This window comes from Cedecea neteri NBRC 105707 = ATCC 33855 (assembly GCF_001571265.1).
Classification (GTDB): Bacteria; Pseudomonadota; Gammaproteobacteria; order Enterobacterales; family Enterobacteriaceae; genus Cedecea; species Cedecea neteri.
On record NZ_BCTL01000056.1, the window covers coordinates 1 to 16,575 of the forward strand.

Below are 16,575 nucleotides of genomic sequence, written 5' to 3' on the forward strand. Positions count from 1 at the left end.
ATAAAACAGGACTGGAAGTGAACGGAATATTCACCGACGATGCATAATCGCGGATATTAGTGACTAAAAGACCATACCCGCTTATTGCCGCATCCCAACCGCAACGCGATTAAACGCATTCATCATGCTAGCCGCCAGCGTCAAATCGACAATCTCTTCGGCGCTGAAAAACTGCAGCAGCGGCTGGTACACATCGTCTTCGGCGTTGCTGTCGGCAATCAGGGTAATGGCTTCTGCCCACGCCAGCGCCGCACGCTCCTTCTCCGTAAACTGATGGCTGACTTTCCAACCGGCCAGGGAATCCAGCTTCACTTGCTCAACGCCGGATTTACGCAGCGCTTTAGAATGCATCTCCAGGCAGTAGGCGCAGCCGTTAATCTGCGACACTCGCAGGAACACCAGCTCGATCAGCTCGTTGCTCAGGGGGCCATTCTCCAGGCCTTGCAGCGCCTGCCGCATCGGTTTGATCACGTTGGGGGAAAGTTCATAGTAAGGCTGACGTAATTCGATCATGGTGTGGCTCCTCAGGTTGGTGTGAAGCAAATTTATCACTATGATGGACTGTTAAAGAGAGCCATAAATTAACTAAAAAACCAGACCATGAAACAAAAGCCAGTGCCACCGGTTGTTGCATCTCACCACACTCAGCCGCGCTATCAGCAGATTTCGCGCCAGATAAAGCAGGCGATAAACAGCGGCGAACTGTCGGCAGGGAGCCGCCTGCCTTCCAGCCGGACTTTGGCGCTGGAGCTGGGCGTTGCCAGAGCCACGGTTGAAAATGCGTATGGGGACCTGGTTGCCCAGGGCTGGCTGGAGAGGCGCGGGCAGGCCGGCACCTTCGTTAGCCCGTCGGTGAAAAGCGACGCCAGCGGCGAAAATTTCTCAGCCGCCAGGCCGCAGGGCGCGCCGAAGCCTTTTCAGATGGGGCTTCCGGCGCTGGATCTTTTCCCGCGGGCTATCTGGGCAAGGCTTATGGGGCGGCGTCTGCGTCAGCAAACCCGTTTTGACCTCATGCTTCCCGAGCCCGGCGGTGAAGCCTCACTCAAGCAGGCGATTGCGGATTACCTGCGCTTTTCACGCAGCATCGACTGCCAGCCGGAGCAAATTTTTGTCACCTCAGGCTTCCAGGCTGGATTAGCCCTGGTACTCGCCACGCTTGCGCGACCGGGGGATGGCATCTGGCTGGAAGATCCGGGCTACCGCTTCGTTCGGCCCGATTTTGCAAAAGCCGGGATGGCGATCCGGGCGATCCCCGTGGACGATGAAGGTATGCGGGTTGATTACGGCGTTGACCATTTTCCCGATGCCCGTTTTGCGCTTTTGACGCCCGCGCATCAAAGCCCGTCGGGCGTGGCGCTCTCTCTTTCACGGCGGCACGCGCTGCTGGAATGGGCCAGCCGGGAACAAAGCTGGATCATTGAAGATGACTACGACAGCGAATTTCGCTACCACGGCAAACCGCTGCCGCCGCTCAAAAGCCTGGACAGCCCGCAGCGTGTTATTTACGCGGGCACTTTCAGCAAGTCGATGTTTCCCGCACTCCGTGTGGCATGGCTGGTAGTGCCTCCCCATGCGGTGGAAGATTTTCAGCGACAGGCTCGCAGGCAGCCTTGCACTGCGCCGGTTCTTATTCAGCAGGCTATTGCTGACTTCCTGCGGGAAGGGCATTTCTGGCGGCACCTAAAAAAAATGCGTCAGTGTTACGCCGAGCGTCGGCTATGGCTTGAGGCGGCGCTACGCGAGCAAGGGTTTGCGGTTGTGCCGCAGGAAGGCGGCATTCAGATGGTGATGGAAGTTGAAGGTGACGACCTGGCCGTAGAAAGCCTGGCGAGAGCCGCGGGGCTTGCGGTTCAGGCGCTTAGCCGCTGGCGAATAGAACATGCCGGGCGGGGCGGTTTACTGCTGAGCTTTACCAATATCAGCTCGTATGAACTGGCGCAGCGCTATGCGTTACAGCTGCGGCTAGCCATAACGTAAAAACCCCGGCGAAAGACACCGGGGTTGTAACGCGCATTTAGTCTCATTTATCGACTGTTAAACGCTTGGGGTTAGCGGCGTGACACCAGCAATGCCCCAAGGAAAATACCTACCGCCGCGCCAATCCCCACGCTCTGCCAGGGTTTGTCACGAACATAGGAATCGGCGCAGCCTACGGCATCACGCGCGGCCTGCTTAACGCGACCCTGGTTGCCGTTAATACGTGCACGGGTCTCTTTCAGAAGGGCTTCGGCTTTTTTACGTGCGGCATCCACTTCATCTTTCGCATCGCTACCGAAGGACTTCAGTACATCTTCCAGCGTATCCGCAAGCTGGCTGACATCGTTATTGATTTCGTCTACCTGATCGTCAACGTTATTTCTGTTTGCTCGGCTAGCCATTGTTGTCTCCCTTTCTAAGATGTAAGGCTAAGTGTAGACCATGGATTTTAGTTATGGGGCGGCTCACGCCTATTGCCGGGCTTTCTGGACAATTCCGAAAGCGTTGCCGATGCTGCTTAATGTATGGTTGCGATGCAGTAAATGATGACGAGGAAAATCTATGTATTTACGACCGGACGAGGTGGCCCGAGTGCTTGAGAAATCGGGTTTTACCATGGATGTGGTAACAGCAAAAACCTACGGCTATCGTCGGGGTGAGAATTACGTTTATGTTAACCGCGAAGCACGCATGGGGCGTACCGCCCTGATTATTCATCCTACTCTTAGAGAGCGCAGCCAGTCGCTGGCCGATCCGGCTTCAGAGATGAAGACCTGCGATCATTATCAGCAGTTCCCGCTCTATCTGGCCGGTGAAACGCACGAACACTACGGCATACCGCACGGTTTCAGTTCCCGCATTGCGTTGGAAAGGTATCTGGCAGGGTTATTTGGTGAGACTGAATAAGTGAACGACTGGCTTTCAGGCCAGTCGCCCTTGCAAGACGGGACTCAGGCGCCTGCTTTCACACCCATCTGACCGCTGACGCGAAACAGGCGGCGGCAGAAATCCAGGAAGTAGCCGTAAGCGGCACCCATCAGCATCGACACCAGCAGGTTCGACGTCACGGCAGCCACAATCTGGTGCCAGTCAGCGCCTACGCTCCATAAAATCACCACATAGACCGGGGACTGGAAGGTTACGTAGGCCAACACGTCAGCCAGATTTTTCGCCCAACTCGCGGGTGTGATACGGCGTGCCGCACGCATAAAAGCATCGCGGTAGAAGCCATACGGCCAGGCGATAAGAATGTTGACCGGTATGGCGACCAGGCGAGAAGAGAGTGATTGCTCGAAGGACATGCCTGAGAGGAAGATCTCAATCATCATATTCACTACCGAGCAATACACTACCATCGCAAAAATATCTGCGGCTGCATGGCGTAAGCGTGACTCAGGGGAAAACATAATGTTGACTCCGGTTTAAAAGTAGTCGCTTGTGCTACTTTTTTGGCTAATTGGCAGTTTTATGAATCATGTGATTTATGATGCGTAGGGTATGTCACTGCATTGATTTCATCAATTAGCTATAAATTTTTATTTATAGGTTTTTTGTCGATAAAGTGCGTTGAAACACACTTTGCCGCTGGCATTTCCTGATTTTGTGGTTCTGTTTTTAATTTTCTATTGATTATCAATAAGATGATCTGACTTCGCTTTAAAGCACGAAATCCCCCCAAAACCCTGAGTTTTAGGGATACCCTTCACGCTTATAATCGTTATATAATTATTTATATAGCGAGTGATAAGGAGTCGCTGATGGATAACCATTTTGGTAAGGGCCTGATGGCCGGAATGAAAGCCAGGCAGGCCGACAGCGCGGTCAACGTTGAGCGTTTTTGTTCTGATTACAAACGCGGCTTTGTGCTGGGTTTCACTCACCATATGGCCGAGCAGACCGGCGATCGCCAGCGTGCCGCCTGGGAAGCTGGGGTGCTGACCCGCCGCTATCAGCTGGATAAAGAGTCGGTGGCTGACTTCCTGAAAGAGGTCAACGCGGACGTTGTGGTTCGATGTTTCTTTGCGGGTTATGAGAAGGGCTATTGATTGCTGGCCTGGATTGCCGCCGTGCCCGGTTGTTTATGAATGGCGACGACAAGGATAGGGGCACTTTTATTTAGAAAAACGGCGTGGTTAACCTCACGCCGTTTTTTATTGATTAGCAAACGCCGAAATCGCCTTCTTCCTGGTATAGCGAAACCGAATCTGCCTTCAGCGTCAGTTGATCCGCCCCTAAGGTCGCGGCAGGGACGCAAATCAAATCCTCTCCCTGAACCTCAACCACCTGCAGCTTAGGGCCGCCCTGTTTGGGCTGCACCACATCACCTGGTTTAAACATAGAAAAACCTCTGAATGCTAAGGGAATTTAATGCGGTGTTGCCGCCTGATAACCATAGATCAGAAATCGTGGCGGATAAAGCAAGATACGCTATCGCCGGTTCCACGGCAGCCTGGCGAGCAAACGCGCCATGCCGCAAAATCCGCTGATCCCGGCAAACAGTAAACCTGCGCCCACAAAGCCTGAAATCAGGAAAAAACCTTGATTGACTGCGAATCCCAGTACGACCCCAAGCAGGATTAACGCGCCGGCGACAATTTGTACCTGTCGCATTATCGGCAGAGGCTGGTTTTTATCCGCCAGAACCTCCTGCCCGCCTTTTTTCCACGCTTCGAGGCCGCCTGCCAGCAGCATGACCTGGGCCGGTTCTGCAAGCGCCGCCAGCTTTTCAGCGTGCTGGGAGGAACGCATCCCGGACTGACAGTGGAAAATCACCACGTCGTGCGGGTCCAGCGGCCCCAGCCGGGCGCCGTTTTCAATTGCCGAGAGCGGCAACAGATGCGCTTCAGGAATGTTTTCGCGGGCATGCTCATCCGGCTCGCGGATGTCTATCAGCGCGGCGCCGCTGGCAATGAGCTTTTTCGCTTCTTCTGGCAAGATGGCTGAAACGGTCATGGTGTTCCTCAGGGGCAGTAAATGGTTTTCAGCGTCGCGATCACTTCGCGAACCGCGTTATCTTTGATGAAATAGAGGACTCGCTGAGCGTTACGCTGGTGCTCTAAGAGTCCATCATCCTTCATTTTCGCCAGGTGTTGGGAGGTCGCGGATGGGCTTAATCCTGCGGCAGCTGCCAGTTCTCCGGCCCCGGTGCCAGGGGAGTCGAGCAGCAGGCACAGGATCAGCAAACGCCGGGGATTGCTCATGGCTTTTAGCAGTTTTGCGGCTTCATCCGCACTGGACTGGAGCTGGGACAGTTCAGGTGTCATGATTTTTACTTTAGGTTATTCTAAATTTAGTAAATACTAAATTAAACTTTCAACAAAGGAAAGAGCATGCGGGCAATTCTGGTACGGCATGGCGAAAGTGAGGGGAATCAACAAGGCATTATTCAGGGAAGGCTGGACAGCCAACTCACGGCGCGGGGGCTCCGGCAAAGCTTTGCGCTGGCTGCCGCGCTGGCTGATTTAACCGTCGCGCATATTTACACGTCACCAGCCCTGCGTGCACAGGGCACAGCGAATGTGCTGGCTAGCAAATTAGGCAGCCGGATAAGCGTGGATGAACGTTTACAAGAACGTGATTTTGGGCGGCTTCAGGGGATAAATGCGATGGAGGCGCAAAAACAGCATCCTGAGTTATTTGATGCCCTGCTATCGGGCGATCCTCTGCGGGTTAGTTCTCAGGGTGAAAGCCTGAATAACGTGAGTCATCGTCTGTTTTCTTGCCTGAAAGCGCTAAATATACATCACCAGAAGGATACCGTTATTATTGTGAGCCATGGCCATGCTTTGGAGATTGCCATTTGGGAATTGAAAGGTGCTTTAATTACCGACGATCTCAGACAATATGGTCATCAAAACTGCGGTTATAGCATCATGAATATCGAAGATGAATGTATCCAATTGGTTAAATGGGGTATTGCGACGCATTTACGTGATATCTGAAAGCGATTGTTGATGCTGTTTAAGCTTGTTGAAGACTTATTTGTTGCACCTGGAGTAGGGTTTTTCATGTGGTTTTTTCAATGACAAAATTAATTTTTTACTTTCAAAATAAAATTAAGGGTAATTCTCTAATAGGATTAGTCTGTAAATTCATGTTTTTTAATATTTCATCTCTGTAAGTTTTGTTTTTATTTAACTTCAACAAAAACAATTGATTGCGTTGTGCTTATGGTCTGGAAATATCAGTTTATATCCTCATGTAAATTCCCCTTATTATTCATTCCATGCGCCAGGTCAAATTGTAATACAATTTATTTTTACTTAAGGCTATTTTCATGGTGTTAAAATTAGCCACCGAAATGAATTTTATCCATGAAAGAAATGGCCGTGAAAGGTTAATTTTATCGCCGCTTGGGTGTTTTGTAATTACATTGTTTTAACACGAGAGTGACTTTTAAATGAACCCAGCTTTCATTTGATGGTTGTTTTCGCTCGTCTTTTAAAACCCGAAGGCAATTTTAAATAAATTGTTGCGCGCCTGTTTCTGATATTTCGAATCAACACGACTCCGCAGAGTTAAAGAGGACGGAAATGCCCCATATATTACAGAACCCTGGTAAGCGACGTTTGATTGCCACCGCCATCGGTGCCGCCTTATTAAGTACTTTCCCGCAGCTAACCTTTGCCGCCGATGGCCAGATCGGGGGCTCGGCTACCTCTTCTGACAGCGCCCAGGGTGGCGGGGGCGGTACAATGGACACCACAACCGGCATCGGCGGTAACGGTGGTGCCGGCGGTTCGGGCCACCGTGGGCAGGGGAGCAGCCAGGGGGAAAATGGCGGCGCAGGAAGCGTGGATGGCGTGACTAACACGCTCCCTCCGGGTACCGCAACCGGAGGGACTGGTCAGCAGCCTGACGGCGCGGCCACCAACGGCAGCGGTTCTGCCGGCGGCGGCGGCGGCGGCGGCTCCGCAGGGGAAGTTCTCAGCAGCAATAATCAGAGTAGCAATAGCGGCGACATCAAAGGTGGTAATGGCGGGCGCGGGGGCAACGGCGGGAGTAACACAACCGATGTCCCTGACGCAGGTCATGGTGGTAACGGCGGTAACGGCGGTGAAGGTGGCGCAGGCGTGCTGATCAACGGCACGGGTAGCTATGCCAACAGCGGCTCCATTACCGGCGGCGACGGCGGTACCGGGGGCAATACCGGGAGCGCAACGGCTGACAGTAAAACCTCGCCGGGTGCAGAGTTACATGGTGGGAGCGGTGGCGCCGGTGGCGCCGGTGGCGATGGGATCATGTCAACCCAGGGCGGAAGTATTACTAACGACGGAACCATCACCGGCGGACGTGGCGCTACGGGCGGCCTGGCGGCAAATGCAGACACGAAAAATAACGCTGATGTCACCGGCGTTGGCGGTCGCGGCGGCGAAGCTGCAGAGGGCGGTAACGGCGTATTGCTGAGTGGTACCAGCTCCATCACTAACAACGGCAATATCCACGGCGGCGACGGCGGAGACGGTGGTAACGGCGGGGCCGTTGAGTCCGGCCAGGGGACAGGCGTTGTGGGTTATGGTTCTGCGGGCGGCAACGGCGGCAGCGGGATCGCCGTCAAAGGCAGCGGCAAAGTGATTAACAGCGCCGGCGGCCATATCGTGGGCGGTAACGCCGGAACCGGCGGGGGCGGTAACTCCAACAGCAGCGGGGATAATCTCACCGGCGGCGACGGCGGCGACGGGGGGAAAGGCGGCAGCGGGATCACGCTTGAAGGCGGCGGCAGGGTCAATAACTTCGGCGAAGTGACCGGCGGCCTTGGCAATCGCGGTGGCGGTAGCGGCAATTTAAGCAGCTCCCGCGGCGGTGATTCCGGTGCTGGGGGAATTGGGATTGAAATCAACGGCGGCGGCGATGTTGTCAACGAAGCCACCGGCGTAGTGACCGGCGGTAAAGGTGGCGATGACTCCGCCGGCGGCGGCGGCATTGGGGGCGCCGGTGGTGATGCGGTCTCCATTCTTGGCGCCGGGAAAATCACTAACCACGGCTCTTTTGTCGGCGGTAACGGCGGGGCGGGCGCCAACGGCAGCAGCACAACATCAGACGGCGGGACCGGCGCAAAAGGCGGTAATGGCTTGTCCATTGACGGCCGGGGTACCCTCACCAACGACATCGGCGCCAGCATCACCGGTGGATTAGGGGGAACCGGGGGCGGCAGCGGCGGTGATGCCAGCCGGGGCGGCAGCGGCGGCGAAGGCGGAAGCGGCGTCATGATTGGCGCAGGCGGCCTGGTCGTCAATCACGGCGATATTCTTGGCGGCATGGGTAACCGAGGCGGCGGCGGCGGCGGTGATGCCGGCGGTGCAGGCGGCGCGGGGATCAGCATGACCTCCGGCGGCGGTAATGTCGTCAATACCGGCACCATTTCCGGTGGCAACGGTGGCGAACCGGGCACGGCAGGCGGCAATAACGGCGTAGGATCCGTAGGCGTCGGCGGGGTGGGTATTAGCGGTAGCGATATGACCATCGTCAACAGCGGAACCCTAAGCGGCGGGATGGATTTTGACGGACAAAATCGCTCTCAGGCCGTTTTGTTTACCGGCGGAACCAACTCGCTGGAACTGCGCGACGGCTATAACGTATTGGGGAACGTGCAGGCCACAGCCGGGGACGACACGCTTATCCTGGGCGGCGCGGCGGACAGCCAGTTTGATGCGTCCAGCATTGGTGACACTGCGCAATATGAAGGGTTCGAGCACTTCCATAAAACGGGGGCAAGTACCTGGGTATTGAACAACACCACGGCTGCTACAACGCCCTGGACTTTGTATGATGGCATCCTACAGGTCGCTGAGAACGGCGCGCTGGGCTCTACCTCAAGCCTGCTGACGTTTAACGGCGGTACGCTGCAGCTGAGCAATAGCTTTGATTTAGAACGTGCCATTACGCTGGAAAGCGCGGGCGGCACGCTGGATACCCAGGCATTCAACACGACCATCAGCCAGGGCGTAACCGGCAGCGGCAGCCTGACCAAACTGGGCAGCGGGGCGCTGACAATGACCGGCGACAGCACCTACACCGGCCCCACTACGCTGGCGGAAGGGAGCCTGGACGTCACGGGGTCTCTGGTCAGCGATGTTACGGCTAAGATGCTGACCGAGCTTTCCGGGACCGGTAGCATCGGCGCAGCCACGCTGGAAACCGGCAGCACCTTAACCGTTGGCAGCCCGCTGCAGAACAACGATGCTGCAGCCAGCTTTACCGTGAACGGCGCGCTGAATAACAGCGGCACCGTTAATCTCTCCCGGAGCGCTAACATTACCGGTAACCGTCTTAATGTTAGCGGTGATTATGTCGGTGGGGCTGACAGCCGGCTGAACATTAACACCGTGCTGGGGGACGACAGTTCGCTGACCGACAAACTGGTCATCCATGGTGGGACTTCTGGTTCAACCGTTCTGACGGTCAACAACGTTGGCGGCCAGGGCGCGCAAACCGAGCAGGGCATTGAAGTGGTGACCGTTGACGGGAACTCTGCGGCGGGAGCGTTTTCCCAGTCCGGGCGTATTGTTGCCGGCGCATGGGATTACAGCCTGGTGCAGAAGGGGCAGAACTGGTATCTGACCTCCATGAGCAACCTGCCACCGGATCCGCCAGTGGACCCGGTGACGCCTCCGGTTGATCCGATTGAACCACCAATTGACAATATTACACCGCCAACGCAGCCAGATCCTGTGCGGGTTTATCGCCCTGAGGCTGGCAGCTACCTGGTGAACCTGGCGGCGGCGAATACGCTGTTTAACCTGACGCTGGACGATCGTGAAGGGGCCACCGAATACCGTGCGCCACTGGACGAGCGCGGTTTGGCCCGCAGTACGTTCTGGCTGCGTCAGGAAGGTGGGCAGAACCGCTTCCATACCGGGGAAGGCCAGATAAGCTCCAGTGCAAACCGCTATGTTGCACAGATGGGGAACGAGTTTTTACACGGCACCAGCAATCAGACCGACCGCTGGGGCGCAGGCCTGATGGCCGGTTACGGTAACGTTAGCGGCAGCTCACGTTCGAATCTGACCGGCTATCGCTCTGATTCAGAGATGGATGGCTACAGCGTCGGCGCCTACGGTACCTGGTATCAGAACGCCGTCTCCCGCGAAGGGGTCTATGTTGATGGCTGGGTGATGTACAACTGGTTTAACAACCGCGTAAGCAGTGACGATTTGCCGAGCGAGGACTACAAGAGCCGGGGCTTCACCGCGTCGCTGGAAAGTGGCTATAACATGCTGCTTAGCGAAAGTGAGCGCCAGGCGGTTTATCTTGAACCTCAGGCGCAGCTAACCTGGATGGGTGTGCACAGCCCTGAGCATACCGAGTCCGGCGGCACTCGCATTCAGGACAGTGGCCAGGGCAACCTGCAGTCTCGTCTGGGCGTGCGGCTGTACCTGCGTGGTCACCGCAAAGAGGACGACGGCAAAGGCCGTGAGTTCAAGCCTTATGTAGAGGCTGACTGGCTGCATAACAGCAAAAACTTTGGTGTGAAAATGGGGGATACGCTGCTCAATGAAGAGGGGGCCCGTAACATCGGCCAACTCAAGCTTGGCGTGCAGGGGCAGATTTCCCATGACCTCAACATGTGGGGCGGCGTCGCGCAGCAGATCGGCGATAAAGGCTACCATGACACGTCAGCAATGATTGGCGTGAAGTACGGGTTCTGATAAATCACACAAAGCAGCCGTGAAGTTTACGGTCACTCACACGCCGCCATTGTGCGGCGTTTTTTGTTTTCAACTGGCCGGACTGCGGGCGGCGTTACGCCATGCTTTGGGCGACAGGCCGGTTTCGCGCTTAAAGGCGTTGCTGAAGGCGCTTTCTGACGTATACCCGAGCGACTGGGCCACCATCGCAATTTGAACCGCCTGCTCGCGCAGAGCTTTCTCAGCCAGCCGCATACGCCACTGGGTAAGGTAAGCCCCCGGCGTAATGCCCGATACGTTACGGAAATACTGTGCAAACGTGGTGCGCGACATGGCGCAGGCTTTGGCGAGCTCTTCCAGGTGCCAGTGACGAGCCGGGTTGGCGTGAATACGCTGCAGCGCCGGGGCAAGACGTGCATCTCCCAGCGCGCGCAGTAAACCTGCCGGAAGTGAATGGCTGGTTTGCAAATGGGCACGAAGGATCTGAATAAACAGCAACTGCGAAAGCTGCGCGGAGGCGAGCTGCGTACCGGGCTGGGCCGTTTCTCTTTCGGCAATCAGCCGATCGAGCAGCCAGCGGAAAGACGTCGCCTGTGGAGACGCGGCAGGAATGTGGATCCACTGCGGCAGCACCTGAGCAAGCATTTGCCCGCGGTTGGGGTCCAGCAGCACGTGGCCGCCCATATACTCAAACTCTTTCCCTTCCCCCAAAGCGGCGTAATTCCGCTCTCCGGCCTTAAAAACGCTCATGGCATCGACCGGTTTGATCTCCGGTGAACTGGCGACAATAAACGCCCGTCTGGCATTCAGCAAGCCGACGTCGCCGGTGCAAAAATGAATCGGTTCCGGGTGGCCTTCGAGCATCACCCAGCAACTGCCTTTGGCGATGGCGAAGAACTTGATTTTATCCGGCGGGGGGAAGTGAAGCGCCCAGTCGCCGCCCGCGGTAAAGCCGCCGGTGACCAGCGACTCGGCGTCGGCAAACTTGAGGATTTCAGAAAACGGATCGGTGTGCATTCCCGTACTATCACGCAAGTAGAACGGACTATCAAGCATTCAAAATCCGGCTGTCCGGTTTTATTCTGCGCAGCAAGTGAACGTATGCCAGCTGCTTGCCAGGCCACAGAGGACAAAAGCATGACTCAAGATAGCGTATTGGTTACCGGCGGAACCGGATTTATTGCTCAGCACTGCATCATTACCCTGCTGGAAAAAGGCTATGAGGTTCGCACCACCGTGCGTTCCGCTGACCGCAAAACAGACGTGCTCAAAAACCTGAAAGAGGGCGGCTGCGAGCCGGGAGACCGACTCTCCTTTTTCGTCGCTGATTTAATGGCGGATGAAGGCTGGGCCGACGCGATGGCCGGGTGCCGCTATGTGATGCATGGCGCATCGCCGACGCCTTCCGGCAATCACGCCACCGACGAGGACTGGATCAACCCTGCGGTGGACGGCAACCTGCGTGTACTCCGTGCCGCGCGCTTTGCCGGCGTTAAACGCGTCGTACTCACCTCAGCCTTTGGGGCCGTTGGCGTCGGGCACCCGGCAAGCCATCGCCGCCCGTTTGATGAAACGGACTGGAGCGACGTGTCCGGCAAAGTGTGGCCCTATCAGAAATCGAAAACGCTGGCGGAAAAAGCCGCCTGGGACTTCGTGGAGAAAGAAGGGCGTGGCCTGGAGCTGTCGGCGGTGAACCCGGTGGCGGTGATGGGGCCGGTATTGGGGCCGGATTTTTCCCACTCCACGCGGCTGGTGAAAAACATGCTGGACGGGCAAAAAGGCAACCCAAACATCAACTCTTGTTTTGTGGACGTGCGCGACGTGGCCGATTTGCACTGGCTGGCGATGACGCACCCGGCAGCCAACGGTGAGCGGTTCCTCGCCAGTTCCGGCCACAGCCTGCTGATGGTTGAGGTGGCGAAAATCCTGCGCAAGCATCTCGGCGAAGCCGCCAGCAAAGTCTCCACCCTCGCGTTACCCGACTGGATGGTGCGCCTGGCGGCGCACAAAAATCCGGGTATGAAAGGGTCGCTGACTCTGCTCGGCGTCGACATGAATGTGACCAATGCGAAAGCGGTAAGCCTGCTCGGCTGGTCGCCTCGCTCCCCGGAGGTGGCTATTGTCGCCACCGCTGAAAGCTTTATTCGCCTGGGATTACTGGAGAAATAAGCCCTGGCGTCTTGCGCTCAGCAGCAGCGCTGACAGCGAAGCGATAAGCCCGAAGAGCGACATCAGCAGCCACGCGGTGTGGTACTGCTCGCTGGCAATGGCGCTGCCGGACACGGCCACAAACACGGCCACGCCTATGGCAGCACCAATTTGCCGTGAAGTGTTAATGATCCCGGTACCGGTGGCATATTGATGCGCCGGTAGCGCCGCCGTGCCGCCTGCGATAAAACCCGTCTGGCCGATACCCGCTCCGGCTCCGGTCAGCATCAGCGCGGGCAGGTAGGCCAGCAAATAGTCCGGTTCGGCGCTCAGGGCGCTGTGCCACCAGAGACCGGCTATCACATACAAAATACCTGCGGCGATGGTGAGTTTTTTAGGGGAGAACCCCGTTCTGCCCGCGATCAGCGAGGCGACCACGGCGGTGCCGGGGCCGAGGCCAAAAGCAGCACCCGCCTCGACGGCTGGCCAGTGCCAGACCTGGGTCAGAAACAGGCTCCCGCCCAGCAGCATGATGGCAAATCCCATGTAGAAAAAGGCCATGCCCAGCGTGGCGAGGGTAAACGCAGGCACGCGAAATACCCGCAGATCGAGCGCCGGGGCAGGCTGGGTCAGGCAGCGACGAACGAACAGCGTCAGGAAGACGAACGCCCCGCCCAGCACCGTCCAGAGTCTGGCGCTGGTGAGGCCCCAGTCGCTGGCCCAGGAGATCCCGGCCACCAGCAGCGCAAGGCCCACAACCAGCATCAGCGAGCCGATAATGTCCGGGAAGCGGCTTTTAACCACCTCCGTTTCCGTCAGGTGCTTACTCAGCCACAGCGCCGGGATCGCCACCGGGAGGTTGATCAGGAAGATCAATCGCCAGTCGATATTCACCAGCGCCCCGCCGAGCATCGGGCCAAGCGCGGCGGCAACTGAGCCGGTTGCGGCCCAAATCCCGACCATCGGCTTATGACGCTCTTTTGGATACGCCGCCAGCAGCAGCCCCAGGCTGGTGGGGATCATCATCGCTGCGCCAACGCCTTTCAGGCCCCGCGCGCAAATCAGCGAGATAACGTCCGGGGCAAAAGCGCAGGCCACGCTCGCCACCGAGAACACCGCCAGACCTGCTTTGAAGATACGTTTGCGGCCGTAAATATCCGCCATTCTGCCCGCAGGCACCAGAAACGCGGCAAAGGCTATGGAATAGGCGCTGATCACCCAGGACAGCGCCTGGTTAGTGGCGCCGGCAAAGCTATCGCGAATCGCCGGGAAAGCGAGGTTAACGACAAACAGGTCGAGCGACGACAGCACGCTTCCCGCGCCAATCACAATCATGACCCAGGCGGACACGCGCGCGCTGGTCTGGCTGACGGACGGTGAATGCGTGGAATGAGACATACTCTGCTCCGGAGGAAAGAAAGACCTTAAAGCGCAGGAGTATGAAAAGCTCAGCGGCGACCGTATTGGATATCTGAAAAATGAGCGCTAACAAATTGTGCCGGCGTGATGCCGAAGCAGCCTTTAAAGCGGCGAATCAAATGGCTCTGATCGAACAGGCCAACGGCGCTGGCTACGTCCGCAGCGGGCAAACCTGCGCGTAGCATTTGCCTGGCGGAATCCATGCGCACTCTGTTGAGGTAGGCGTGTAGCGACAAGCCATAAGCAGCACGGAAAAGCTGGTTCAGGCGAACACGGCTCAGCCCGGAGGCCTGCGCCATATCTTCCGTGGTCAGCGTGGAAGCAAAGCTGGCGTGAATCAGGTCGCGCACTCGAGCAATACGTGGTTCATGGTGTTCTTCCTGCGGGGTAAAACGGTGCGTGGAATAGCGGCTTAGCAGCGGTTTTAACGCGTCAATCAGCGTCACCTCCAGCGCTAAGCTGTCTTGCTGTTGAAACAGCGTGCGGTGAAGCGTTTGCAGCCCGGCTACGATATCCGGATCGCTTAACACCGGGCGGGTAAAACAAAGGCTGCGGTCGGGATTGAGTTCCAGCTCATTAGCAATGCCGTCCACCACCCAGGGCTGCACGTAGAGCATGCTGTAGGTGTACCCCTGCTCGGAGTAAACGCTGCCGTCGTGGGCGTCCCCCGGATTCACAATCATCGCGCTGCCTGCAGGGGCGATGATTGATCCGCGGCCCAGCCCCACTTTCGAGGCCCCGACGTCCATAGTGCCGATCACAAAGTAATCGTGGGAATGGCGTTCGTAGCGGTGCTTATTAAAATGGGCGTGCAGGCCCTGGAGCCCCTGCGACGGCGCCGCGACAAATTGCGTCCACTCGTTGGCAAGCAGCTCCATATGACCTCGTTATTTGAACGGCTGCTGGGCCGCTGCGCCCGGCGTGTGCTGGTGGGCGTAAACCTGGAGATGGCAGTACGCCGCCCGATAAAGCGGTACGTTCAGGCCGTGCCGGGTGGCGCGGGTAATCATATCGCCGACAATGGCATCACCTTCCAGGCGTGGCGCGTTGCTGGCAATGTCGCGCCTCATTGAGGCGGCCCAGGCGGATTCTGGGTCCAGCAGGCGTTTTTCAATGCTGGCGATTTCCTCCTGCGGCAGCGCATAGCCTTCCGCTGCGGCGACGCTCAAGCTTTCTGAAATCGCCTGTTTCATCAGCGCTTCGCCGTCCTGTGTCGCCATGATGTCTCCCACCGTGCCGCGCATCAGGCAGTTCATCAACGCGCCGGAAGCCAGCATCACCCACTTGTTCCACAGCGCCTGCATAATGTTATCTGACAGCACGCGCACGCCAGAAGAAGAAGCTAACAGCGCGTAAACCGCTTTTGCTACGCCGAGCGTTGCGGGCGATCTTGCGCCGACGACAACCTGATCCGCCGCGCCCATCTGTTTTATCTCGCCGTTGGCGTTGAGCGTGGTGGCAATATACGCCGCGCCGCCGAGCACCCGGTCGCGGCCAAAACGGGCGTCGAGTTCATCGTAAACCGAGAGGCCATTGAGAAAAGGCAGAATGGCGGTAGAAGGGCCAACGGCGGGCATAATGTCCTCGATCGCCGCCTGCAGATCGTAAGTTTTACAGCTCAACAGGATCAGATCGTATTCCGGGCGTAGATTGTCCCGGGTCACCGCGTTAACCGGCGAGTTAAAACTTCCCAGGCTGCTTTCCAGCCGCAGCCCTTGTTTTGCCAGCAGCTCGGCCCGTTTTGGTCGAACGAGAAAAGTCACGTCAGCGCCGGACTGAATCAGCCTTGCGCCGTAATAACCCCCGATTGCACCTGCTCCAACCACCAGTATTTTCATCGCTTTTCTCGCTGCGTTTTACGTTGATGTTGCCCGACTTAGCTTTCGCTGGGTTCGGGGTTTCTGATACGGCCCGCCGAACGCCAGCGGGTGAGGTCGTCGGCACCTGGCCCCAACTCCACCATGACATCCTGCGGTGAAACCTGCTGCCCGGTTTCGACATCCACGAGGGCAACTTTCACTTTATGCCCGCTGTTGCCGTCCACCATCAAAAGCGACGGCCCGACAAGGTCAGGGATATTCCACTTGCTGCCTATCTGCATCATGCTCAGCAGCACCAGCCCGATATCTCGCCCTTTTTCGGTGAGCAAATATTCGTAGCGATCCGGCCTCGTCTGGTAGCGCTGCCGGGTAATCAGCCCTTGCTCTTCAAGCGCTTTTAGCCTGTCGGACAGCGTGGCATTGGTGATACCGCTGGAGCGGCGAAAATCATCGTAGCGGCGCAGGCCTAAAAAAAGGTCCCGCATAATCAGCATTCCCCAGCGGTCACCTAAGGCTCCCATCACGCAGGCGACGGAGCAGGTCATACCTTCAAAACCTTTCGAGCGCATAGCGTTCCTTATTTT

General features: G+C 57.1%; 17 protein-coding genes. 6 read left to right on the forward strand and 11 right to left on the reverse strand.

The window, feature by feature from the left end; genetic code table 11:
* Positions 1 to 81: 81 nt before the first annotated feature.
* Positions 82 to 513 (reverse strand): carboxymuconolactone decarboxylase family protein, encoded by a 432-nt coding sequence (locus CNE01S_RS20355; RefSeq protein ID WP_038479583.1) that lies wholly within the window; start codon positions 511 to 513, stop codon positions 82 to 84.
* A gap of 87 nt (positions 514 to 600) precedes the next feature.
* On the opposite strand from CNE01S_RS20355, the gene pdxR reads away from it, so the two are divergent.
* Entirely contained in the window at positions 601 to 1,977 is a 1,377-nt protein-coding gene (pdxR, locus tag CNE01S_RS20360) for a MocR-like pyridoxine biosynthesis transcription factor PdxR (RefSeq protein WP_061278030.1), read from the forward strand.
* Between the two features lie 71 nt (positions 1,978 to 2,048).
* Here pdxR and CNE01S_RS20365 read toward each other — a convergent pair whose 3' ends face one another.
* Entirely contained in the window at positions 2,049 to 2,378 is a 330-nt protein-coding gene (locus tag CNE01S_RS20365) for a DUF883 family protein (RefSeq protein WP_038479586.1), read from the reverse strand.
* 160 nt (positions 2,379 to 2,538) lie between these two features.
* On the opposite strand from CNE01S_RS20365, the gene CNE01S_RS20370 reads away from it, so the two are divergent.
* Positions 2,539 to 2,883: a DUF2002 family protein gene (locus tag CNE01S_RS20370; RefSeq protein WP_038479590.1), complete on the forward strand. Its 345-nt coding sequence runs from the start codon at positions 2,539 to 2,541 to the stop codon at positions 2,881 to 2,883.
* A gap of 44 nt (positions 2,884 to 2,927) precedes the next feature.
* Here the strand turns inward: CNE01S_RS20370 and alaE are convergent, their stop codons facing one another.
* A complete protein-coding gene (gene alaE / locus CNE01S_RS20375; RefSeq protein ID WP_061278032.1) occupies positions 2,928 to 3,383 on the reverse strand; it encodes an L-alanine exporter AlaE in 456 nt (151 codons plus the stop codon).
* Between the two features lie 351 nt (positions 3,384 to 3,734).
* On the opposite strand from alaE, the gene CNE01S_RS20380 reads away from it, so the two are divergent.
* Positions 3,735 to 4,022 (forward strand): DUF2623 family protein, encoded by a 288-nt coding sequence (locus tag CNE01S_RS20380; RefSeq protein WP_045783738.1) that lies wholly within the window; start codon positions 3,735 to 3,737, stop codon positions 4,020 to 4,022.
* A 112-nt stretch (positions 4,023 to 4,134) separates the two neighbouring features.
* Here CNE01S_RS20380 and CNE01S_RS20385 read toward each other — a convergent pair whose 3' ends face one another.
* The 3 genes from CNE01S_RS20385 to CNE01S_RS20395 all read right to left on the reverse strand — a co-directional run bounded on the left by CNE01S_RS20385 (position 4,135) and on the right by CNE01S_RS20395 (position 5,240).
* Positions 4,135 to 4,314: a GDFGVC terminal motif YodC-like protein gene (locus tag CNE01S_RS20385; protein ID WP_008458219.1), complete on the reverse strand. Its 180-nt coding sequence runs from the start codon at positions 4,312 to 4,314 to the stop codon at positions 4,135 to 4,137.
* 90 nt (positions 4,315 to 4,404) lie between these two features.
* Positions 4,405 to 4,929 (reverse strand): rhodanese family protein, encoded by a 525-nt coding sequence (locus tag CNE01S_RS20390; protein ID WP_061278033.1) that lies wholly within the window; start codon positions 4,927 to 4,929, stop codon positions 4,405 to 4,407.
* A gap of 8 nt (positions 4,930 to 4,937) precedes the next feature.
* Positions 4,938 to 5,240, reverse strand: coding sequence for a metalloregulator ArsR/SmtB family transcription factor (locus CNE01S_RS20395; RefSeq protein WP_061278035.1), 303 nt, complete (start codon positions 5,238 to 5,240; stop codon positions 4,938 to 4,940).
* 66 nt (positions 5,241 to 5,306) lie between these two features.
* Between CNE01S_RS20395 and CNE01S_RS20400 the strand changes: the two genes are divergently transcribed.
* The gene (locus CNE01S_RS20400; RefSeq protein WP_061278037.1) at positions 5,307 to 5,918 is read left to right on the forward strand and encodes a histidine phosphatase family protein; all 612 of its coding nucleotides are present in this window, start codon (positions 5,307 to 5,309) and stop codon (positions 5,916 to 5,918) included.
* A 591-nt stretch (positions 5,919 to 6,509) separates the two neighbouring features.
* A complete protein-coding gene (locus CNE01S_RS20405) occupies positions 6,510 to 10,625 on the forward strand; it encodes an autotransporter outer membrane beta-barrel domain-containing protein (protein ID WP_138089241.1) in 4,116 nt (1,371 codons plus the stop codon).
* A gap of 69 nt (positions 10,626 to 10,694) precedes the next feature.
* On the opposite strand, the gene CNE01S_RS20410 is transcribed toward CNE01S_RS20405, so the two are convergent.
* The gene (locus tag CNE01S_RS20410; RefSeq protein ID WP_061278040.1) at positions 10,695 to 11,660 is read right to left on the reverse strand and encodes an AraC family transcriptional regulator; all 966 of its coding nucleotides are present in this window, start codon (positions 11,658 to 11,660) and stop codon (positions 10,695 to 10,697) included.
* Between the two features lie 81 nt (positions 11,661 to 11,741).
* Between CNE01S_RS20410 and CNE01S_RS20415 the strand changes: the two genes are divergently transcribed.
* A complete protein-coding gene (locus CNE01S_RS20415; RefSeq protein WP_061278042.1) occupies positions 11,742 to 12,773 on the forward strand; it encodes an SDR family oxidoreductase in 1,032 nt (343 codons plus the stop codon).
* Here the strand turns inward: CNE01S_RS20415 and CNE01S_RS20420 are convergent.
* The 4 genes from CNE01S_RS20420 to CNE01S_RS20435 are packed head-to-tail and all read right to left on the reverse strand — an operon-like array spanning position 12,759 to position 16,560.
* Positions 12,759 to 14,150: an MFS transporter gene (locus tag CNE01S_RS20420; RefSeq protein ID WP_245874368.1), complete on the reverse strand. Its 1,392-nt coding sequence runs from the start codon at positions 14,148 to 14,150 to the stop codon at positions 12,759 to 12,761. The genes CNE01S_RS20415 and CNE01S_RS20420 overlap by 15 nt on opposite strands.
* A 50-nt stretch (positions 14,151 to 14,200) precedes the next feature.
* Positions 14,201 to 15,049, reverse strand: a complete 849-nt coding sequence (locus CNE01S_RS20425; RefSeq protein WP_061278044.1) for an AraC family transcriptional regulator — start codon at positions 15,047 to 15,049, stop codon at positions 14,201 to 14,203.
* Between the two features lie 9 nt (positions 15,050 to 15,058).
* Positions 15,059 to 16,009, reverse strand: coding sequence for a 2-dehydropantoate 2-reductase (locus CNE01S_RS20430; RefSeq protein WP_061278046.1), 951 nt, complete (start codon positions 16,007 to 16,009; stop codon positions 15,059 to 15,061).
* A gap of 38 nt (positions 16,010 to 16,047) precedes the next feature.
* Positions 16,048 to 16,560, reverse strand: a complete 513-nt coding sequence (locus CNE01S_RS20435) for a winged helix-turn-helix transcriptional regulator (RefSeq protein WP_061278048.1) — start codon at positions 16,558 to 16,560, stop codon at positions 16,048 to 16,050.
* Positions 16,561 to 16,575 lie beyond the last annotated feature (15 nt).